The organism is Candidatus Albibeggiatoa sp. nov. BB20, from assembly GCA_016744725.1.
Classification (GTDB): Bacteria; Pseudomonadota; Gammaproteobacteria; order Beggiatoales; family Beggiatoaceae; genus Albibeggiatoa.
Genome location: JADGDW010000188.1, coordinates 731 through 8,054, shown reverse-complemented (window position 1 = coordinate 8,054; position 7,324 = coordinate 731). Strand labels below are relative to the sequence as shown.

Sequence of the window (7,324 nt, the reverse complement as noted above, 5' to 3'; positions counted from 1 at the left end):
GGGTAGACAATTAGGGCACATCGCTTATCGCTTAGCCAAACGGCGACGCAAGATTGCTGCGATTAATTTAGATTTATGTTTTCCTGAATTAACTGACTCAGAGCGGCAACAATTACTCATACAGCATTTCGAGTCACTGGGAATCGGTTTGCTAGAAATGGTTATCGCATGGTGGGTTGCAGATAAAAAATTAGTTCATTTAGGTCAACTTGATGGACTTGAACATTTAGACGCGGCATTAGCACGAGGCAAAGGGGTTATTTTACTTAGTGCACATTTTACCCCGTTGGAAATGGGTTCCCGCTTTTTAACCCAGAAAGCTAAAATACATGGCACATATCGTCCCCATGAAAATCCTGTTATTGAATTTTTTATGAAAAGAAGTCGTGAAACACATGCAGAAAAAGCCATTTCACGCGATGCAATTCGAGATATGATTCGTAGCTTGAAACAAAATAAACCCGTTTGGTTTGCCGTCGACCAAAATTTTGGACATAAAAACAGTGTGTTTGCCAGATTTTTCAATATTCCCGCTGCAACAAATACAGCAACTGCACGTTTAGCTAAAATGACAGGAGCGGCCGTTATCCCCTTTTTCGTCAGACGTTTACCTAATGCGCAGGGCTATCAAGTGATTTTACAACCTGCATTAGAAAATTTTCCAACAGGAAATAATGTTGTTGATGCTGAAATAGTGAATAATTTAATTGAACGACAAATTCGACAAGCGCCTGAGCAATATTTATGGGCACATCGACGTTTTAAAGATCGACCTGATGGGGAGCAACGGTTTTATTGATCCAATTAAAATTGTATTTGGAAAAGTGCCGCCTGAAAATTAAACACCGATTCAGACAATCTTTAGAATTCATATAACTTGTGACGACACACCACGTCGTCACCTGATAGGACTCAAGTGCGTCTATGACACATTCCACGCAGTGCGTGGAACGAGAAAAAACAAATATTAAAGCGACCCATTTAGAGTTTATATCCCAACCCTTTCCTTTAGTAATCGATAGGACATTCACCAGGTTGTTCTTGGGTACGAGTCAATGAATTGAGTTTAAAGCTATAAGTCACACAACGACGGCCTTCATCTTTTTCATAACGCCACCATGCTGCAGCCCCTAAATTAAAATCCTCGTTATCCACAAAATCAGGCATCCGCTTTTCTTTCTTCAATACTTTGGCACGATCTTCTTTCAGCGTTCTCATCGCTTGCTGAAAATCAGGATCATTTTCCTCAGAATATTCATCTTCGTTGTAACTTGTATCAGCATAGGTTTCTTCTTCAGGCTCAGCTAATGCTGTAGGTTGTTTAATTAGCTGGCTTATTTCAGGTTGTGGCACTACAAATTGTGTTGTTGGAATATGAGTTGGTAATGGCGGCAACATCAAATTTGTATTATCTGGTAATACAGAGACAGTCTCGGGTTGAGGAGGTAACAATTGTTCATTCACGAAGGTTGCATGATTCACTGCTTGATTAATATTAAATGCGTTATCACAAAACTCAAACCATGATTCAATCGTTTTACTTAACAGTTCATCTTCGCCTATTTCACTGTTAAACATAGTCGCTTCATGAAAATGTCTAACAATATCCGCATAAGTTTCTAACGCTTTTTGTTTTGCCATTTGATATGACACTTGTAAATCAGTTGCGGTAGGAGAAGGGGAACGCACATAAGTGGCACAATGTTGGTTAATTGCTGCAATCACGTAATCTTTGGAAATATTGGTTTTTTGCTCTAGTGCATCAAGTAAAGCGCGTTGTTGATTTAAGCGAGCTTGTCTTGTACGACGTATCTCATCAATATATTCTATGGCTTCATTTACTTTTTCAGGTAGCTCTTCGTTACAGACCTGATAAATTTCAGCAAAGTTTTTATCAACAAAATAACCACCTGTATAAGTATGATTACTGGCATTTGCTAAAGTGGGATCACGCTTTAAGGCATTGTCCATATTATTTTGATATTTTTTCCAGTTACCTTTTAATACACGCAATGAGCCTGAACTTTTAGGCATTTCTGATTGTAATGCTCTTTCACAAAAACCGACTGCTGTTTCAAAATTTTTAATCGCTAACTTGTCTGCTGCGATGCTCAATGGTGTGAAAAATAGTAATTGAAAAATAGCGAACCAAAATAACATAGATTTAGATAACATCTATATTTACCTCTTAAGTGTTGGAATGAAATAGGTTACAGGTTAACCTACCATTTGAATAGTATAACATTTTCCTACCTCAATGCTAAAAAAGCCAATATTGATGGGCATGGTCAAATTTGTCAGATTTTTTATTTACAAGCACTACAATTTTTATAACGACGACACCATTGGTTGTAACGAGAGGAATGTTTTTTTAACTGATAACGAATCACCGCGCAACTATGCTCTTTGTTTGTGCTCGAAAAATAGTGTGAGCCATCTCCTTTAGCAACAAAAAATAAGGCATTGGAATCAATAGGATTTAACACTGCATGAATGGCTTCTTTACTGGGTGTGGCGATAGGTGTTGGTGGCAAGCCTTTGTTTAAATAAGTATTATAGGGGCTTCTATATTTCAAATCGTTTGAGCGAATATTACCATCATATTTTTCACCTAAGGCATAAATGACCGTAGGGTCTGTTTGTAGTTTGATACCTTTATTTAATCGGTTAATAAAAACGCGAGCTATTTGCGGACGTTCTTCAGCTTTTCCCGTTTCCTTTTCAACAATCGAGGCTAAAATTAAGGCTTCATAGGCTGTTTTAAGTGGCAAGCCTGATTGACGGTTTTCCCATTCTGCTGATAGTGTATTTTGCATCATGTTGTAGGCGCGTTGTAAAAATTCCAAATCTGTCATATCTTTAGGAAAATGATACGTATCAGGGAAAAAACGACCTTCTGGATGTTGTTTCTCATGACCTAATTTCTGCATCACTTGCTTTGTAGATAAATCATTCAAGGTCAACTTTAAATGCTTATCCTTTCTGATCTTGGATAATATCTTTTTAAATGTCCAACCTTCTATCAGTGCCAAAGTATGTTGCACTGGTTTTGCGTGAAGTAATATATCTAAAAAGCCCTGCGGCGTTGTGCCTACAGGGATTAAAAAATGCCCTTTTCGAATCTTAACATCTTGACCATTGAAACGGGCGGCCCAAACCCAAACCAAAGCGGTGGGATAATTCATTAATCTGCGATCCATCAAATCAATCGCAATATCAGTCAAGGTTTGCCCTTGCTCCACTTTGTAAGTTATTTCTGTTTTCGATTTTAGTGATGTGTTGAGTTGATATTCATAAAAATAATAACCACTACCAACGGTAGCTAAGATTAAAAATACCAAAAATAGAGTCAGTTTCTTTAGCATAATATTTTCAATAAGATAAAGTTGTCTACGCTTTTTATACCGCATTTTAACATAATACAGTGTGATTTTTTTGTACGACTACACGCTAATTTCAGGATGTGGCCGATGGCTAAGAACAAGGCTGTGCTTTTGTTTAGGTAGATTTATCTATTTTTGTTGGGAACGGTAACTAATTAAGTGTTGTAAAATGATAACAATTGTTGTATTTTTGCGAGACATTAAAACCTGTTGGGCGCGTTCAATAGGTTGTAGATAGAACTGGAATCAAAACACTGCATGAAGCACATCCGTAATTTTTCAATTATCGCACATATTGACCATGGGAAATCCACCTTAGCTGACAGATTCATTCAAACTTGTGGCGGCCTTTCAGAACGTGAAATGGGAGCACAAGTTTTGGATTCAATGGATTTGGAGCGTGAGCGCGGCATTACGATTAAAGCTCAAAGTGTCACTTTGGATTATCATGCTAAGGATGGTCAGACTTATCAGTTGAACTTTATTGATACACCAGGGCATGTTGATTTTTCTTATGAAGTATCACGCTCTTTAGCTGCTTGTGAAGGGGCATTATTAGTTGTCGATGCGGCACAAGGAGTTGAAGCCCAAAGTGTAGCAAATTGCTATACGGCGATTGAGCAAGGTTTGGAAGTTTTGCCTGTCTTAAATAAAATTGATCTACCTTCTGCTGAACCTGAGCGGGTGATTCATCAAATTGAAGAAATTATTGCAATTGAAGCACAAAATGCCATACGAATTAGTGCAAAAACAGGGATTGGCGTTGACGAACTGCTAGAATTCTTAGTGGAGCATATTCCGCCACCCGTAGGTGACCCTGATGCACCATTACAAGCATTGATTATTGATTCATGGTTTGATAACTATTTAGGCGTTGTTTCGCTGGTGCGCGTTGTTAATGGTACGCTGAATAAACGCCAGAAAATTAAGATTATGTCGACAGGACGCAGTTTCCAAGTTGATAAAGTGGGGATTTTTACTCCAAAACGTACAGACACACAAAAATTAGGCTCAGGCGAAGTCGGCTTTGTAGTTGCGGGGATTAAAGACATTTACGGTGCACCCGTTGGTGATACATTGACGGATACTGATAACCCAACAACTGAGCCATTACCAGGGTTTAAAGCGATTCAGCCGCGTGTATTTGCGGGTATGTTTCCAACTGATTCCGCCGAGTATGAAAATTTTCGTGAAGCCTTATCTAAATTACGCTTGAATGATGCGGCTTTACATTATGAGCCAGAAAATTCACAAGCCTTGGGATTTGGTTTCCGCTGTGGTTTCTTAGGCATGTTACACATGGAAATTATTCAAGAACGGCTAGAACGAGAATATGAATTAGATTTAATTACCACTGCACCAACCGTGATTTATGAAATAGAAACAACGGCAGGCGAAACCCTATTAATTGATAATCCATCGGCTTTGCCAGCGTCGAATAAAATTGCTGAAATGCGTGAGCCAATTGTTGAAACTAATATGTTATTACCACAAGAATATTTAGGTAATGTGATTAGTTTATGTATTGAAAAACGTGGGGTTCAAACCAAGTTACAATATCTTGGCTCTCAAGTTGCGTTATCGTATGAATTACCAATGAGTGAAATGGTGCTTGATTTCTTTGACCGCCTAAAATCGGTTAGCCGTGGCTACGCTTCACTAGAATACAATTTTGTCAGATTTCAAGCTGCTAATTTAGTTAAATTAGATGTATTGATTAATAGTGATCCTGTTGATGCCTTGTCTACTATTGTGCACCGTGACCAAAGTACCGTGCGTGGACGAGAATTAGCAGAACGAATGAAAGATGTGATCCCGCGTCAAATGTTTGATGTTGCAATTCAAGCTGCGATTGGTTCACAGATTATTGCACGTCAAACCGTGAAGGCCTTACGTAAAAACGTCACAGCAAAATGCTATGGTGGGGACGTAACACGTAAGCGTAAACTACTAGAAAAACAAAAAGAAGGTAAAAAGCGCATGAAGCAAGTGGGTTCAGTTTCTATTCCACAAGATGCCTTTTTAGCCGTATTACATGTCGGGAAGACCAATAAATGAATTCAAACTGGAACTGGGATTTAGCAACGATACTCGTCATCTGCATTTTTGTCAGTGGCGTGATTTGGCTGTTTGATGCTATCTTTTTTGCCCCTAAGCGTCGTGCATTAGTTGCCAAACTACCAGCAGAAACCAGTGATGCAGTGCGAGAAAAAGCTGAAAGCGTCCCATTATTGGTTGATTTATCTAAATCTTTGTTGCCTGTTTTCTTAATTGTATTGATTTTACGCTCATTTTTGGTTGAGCCATTTCGAATTCCATCAGGCTCTATGATGCCCACATTATTAGTCGGTGATTTTATTTTAGTCAATAAATTTGCTTATGGTATTCGCTTACCTGTATTGAATACGAAAGTATTGCCCATCAGCGAACCAGAACGGGGTGATGTGGTCGTATTCCGTTATCCTGAAGACCCTACCACACCATTTATTAAACGGGTTGTAGGCCTACCCGGTGATACGGTACATTATAATCGCGAAACTAAGCATTTATATATTAATGGTGAAATTGTAAGCCAAGAAAAAATTAGTACTTATCATGGTGTGGGTTCAGGTAGTAATATGACAGGTGCAGATTTGCGGGTTGAACATTTACCTAATGCCGAGCATCAAATTTTAGTTGTGCCGAAACATCCAACACCAATTGTGTATAATCAGTTTGTCTTGCCAGAAGGACAATATTTTGTGCTGGGTGATAACCGTGACAATAGCCGTGATAGTCGTTACTGGGGCACAGTGCCAGAGCAAAATTTAATCGGAAAAGCCTTTTTCATCTGGATGAATTTGGACTGGTCTAACGGTGGCGTAAGCTGGGATCGTTTAGGCACAAAAATTAAGTAGATTTTAATACCAACACAGGAGATTATAATGCTTGTTCGTTTACGTCAACAACGTGGTATTACCAAATATATCATGCCATTAGCTATTATTGGTATTATTGCATGGCTTGGGTTTCAGTTAGTTCCAATTTATTTAGAGCAATCTAAAATTTTAAGTGCCATCGAGAATTTAAAATCCACGCCAGATAGTAAGAAGCAAACTGCAATCAAGGTAAGAAAAGCGTTGATGCGTCGTTTTGGTGTTAATGATATCAAGAAGATTAATAACAACAATTATGAAGACTTTATCAAATATGAGCGCACACCTGTTGGCTTTAATTTAATTATCAAATTTGAAGATGAAGTACCTATTTACGGTAATCTTTACATTACATCTAAATTTGATCAAACCGTTGAGTTTAAATAATTTCCTTGAAAGAATCTGATTTACAAAAACTCTATCAAGTTTTGGGTTACCAGTTTCAACAGTCAGCGCATTTAAAAACAGCATTGACCCATCGTAGTGCTGGCAATCCTAACAATGAACGCCTAGAATTTTTAGGCGATGCTTTGTTGAGTCTTATTATTGGTGAGTTTTTATTCCAACGTTTTCCTAAGGCCAAGGAAGGCCAGTTAACACGTTTACGTGCAAGTTTGGTTAAAGGTGAAACCTTAGCAGAAATTGCGCTAGAGCTTGAACTAGGTCAGTACTTACGCTTGGGTATGGGTGAACTGCGTTCTGGAGGTTGGCGGCGTAACTCTACTCTAGCGGATGCCGTTGAAGCCATTATTGGAGCAATTTATATTGATTCTGATTTAGATGCCTGTCGTAAATCAATTTTAATTTGGTTTGAGTCCAGATTATCAATCTTATCTATTTCGACCATTGAAAAAGACCCTAAGACGCGTTTACAAGAGCATTTACAGGCACGCCAACAGCCTTTACCTGATTATCAAGTGTTAAAAATGGAAGGCCCTCCACATGACCAGCATTTTGAGGTGAAATGCCAAGTTGTTGGCTTAAAAGCCACTGTAGGTTCAGGAGAAAGTCGTCGAAGAGCTGAAC

At 38.5% G+C, this 7,324-nt stretch carries 7 protein-coding genes; 5 read left to right on the top strand and 2 right to left on the bottom strand.

Annotation, left to right across the window (positions count from 1 at the left end; all coding sequences use genetic code 11):
* Positions 1-799, top strand: a 799-nt coding sequence (gene lpxL, locus ABXH34_RS16375) for an LpxL/LpxP family Kdo(2)-lipid IV(A) lauroyl/palmitoleoyl acyltransferase (protein ID WP_353572960.1), incomplete at its 5' end; no start/stop codon positions are given.
* A 209-nt stretch (positions 800-1,008) separates the two neighbouring features.
* Here the strand turns inward: lpxL and ABXH34_RS16370 are convergent.
* Together ABXH34_RS16370 and mltG are read right to left on the bottom strand one after the other, a co-directional pair.
* Positions 1,009-2,175 (bottom strand): hypothetical protein, encoded by a 1,167-nt coding sequence (locus ABXH34_RS16370; protein ID WP_353572959.1) that lies wholly within the window; start codon positions 2,173-2,175, stop codon positions 1,009-1,011.
* Between the two features lie 131 nt (positions 2,176-2,306).
* Positions 2,307-3,365, bottom strand: coding sequence for an endolytic transglycosylase MltG (gene mltG, locus ABXH34_RS16365; protein ID WP_353572958.1), 1,059 nt, complete (start codon positions 3,363-3,365; stop codon positions 2,307-2,309).
* 276 nt (positions 3,366-3,641) lie between these two features.
* Between mltG and lepA the strand changes: the two genes are divergently transcribed.
* The 4 genes from lepA to rnc all read left to right on the top strand — a co-directional run.
* Positions 3,642-5,441 (top strand): translation elongation factor 4, encoded by a 1,800-nt coding sequence (lepA, locus tag ABXH34_RS16360; protein ID WP_353572957.1) that lies wholly within the window; start codon positions 3,642-3,644, stop codon positions 5,439-5,441.
* The gene (gene lepB, locus ABXH34_RS16355) at positions 5,438-6,280 is read left to right on the top strand and encodes a signal peptidase I (RefSeq protein ID WP_353572956.1); all 843 of its coding nucleotides are present in this window, start codon (positions 5,438-5,440) and stop codon (positions 6,278-6,280) included. The genes lepA and lepB overlap by 4 nt, the downstream gene beginning before the upstream one ends.
* 27 nt (positions 6,281-6,307) lie before the next feature.
* A complete protein-coding gene (locus ABXH34_RS16350; protein ID WP_353572955.1) occupies positions 6,308-6,685 on the top strand; it encodes a DUF4845 domain-containing protein in 378 nt (125 codons plus the stop codon).
* A 5-nt stretch (positions 6,686-6,690) separates the two neighbouring features.
* On the top strand, positions 6,691-7,324 hold a 634-nt coding region (gene rnc, locus ABXH34_RS16345), incomplete at its 3' end, for a ribonuclease III (RefSeq protein WP_502710424.1).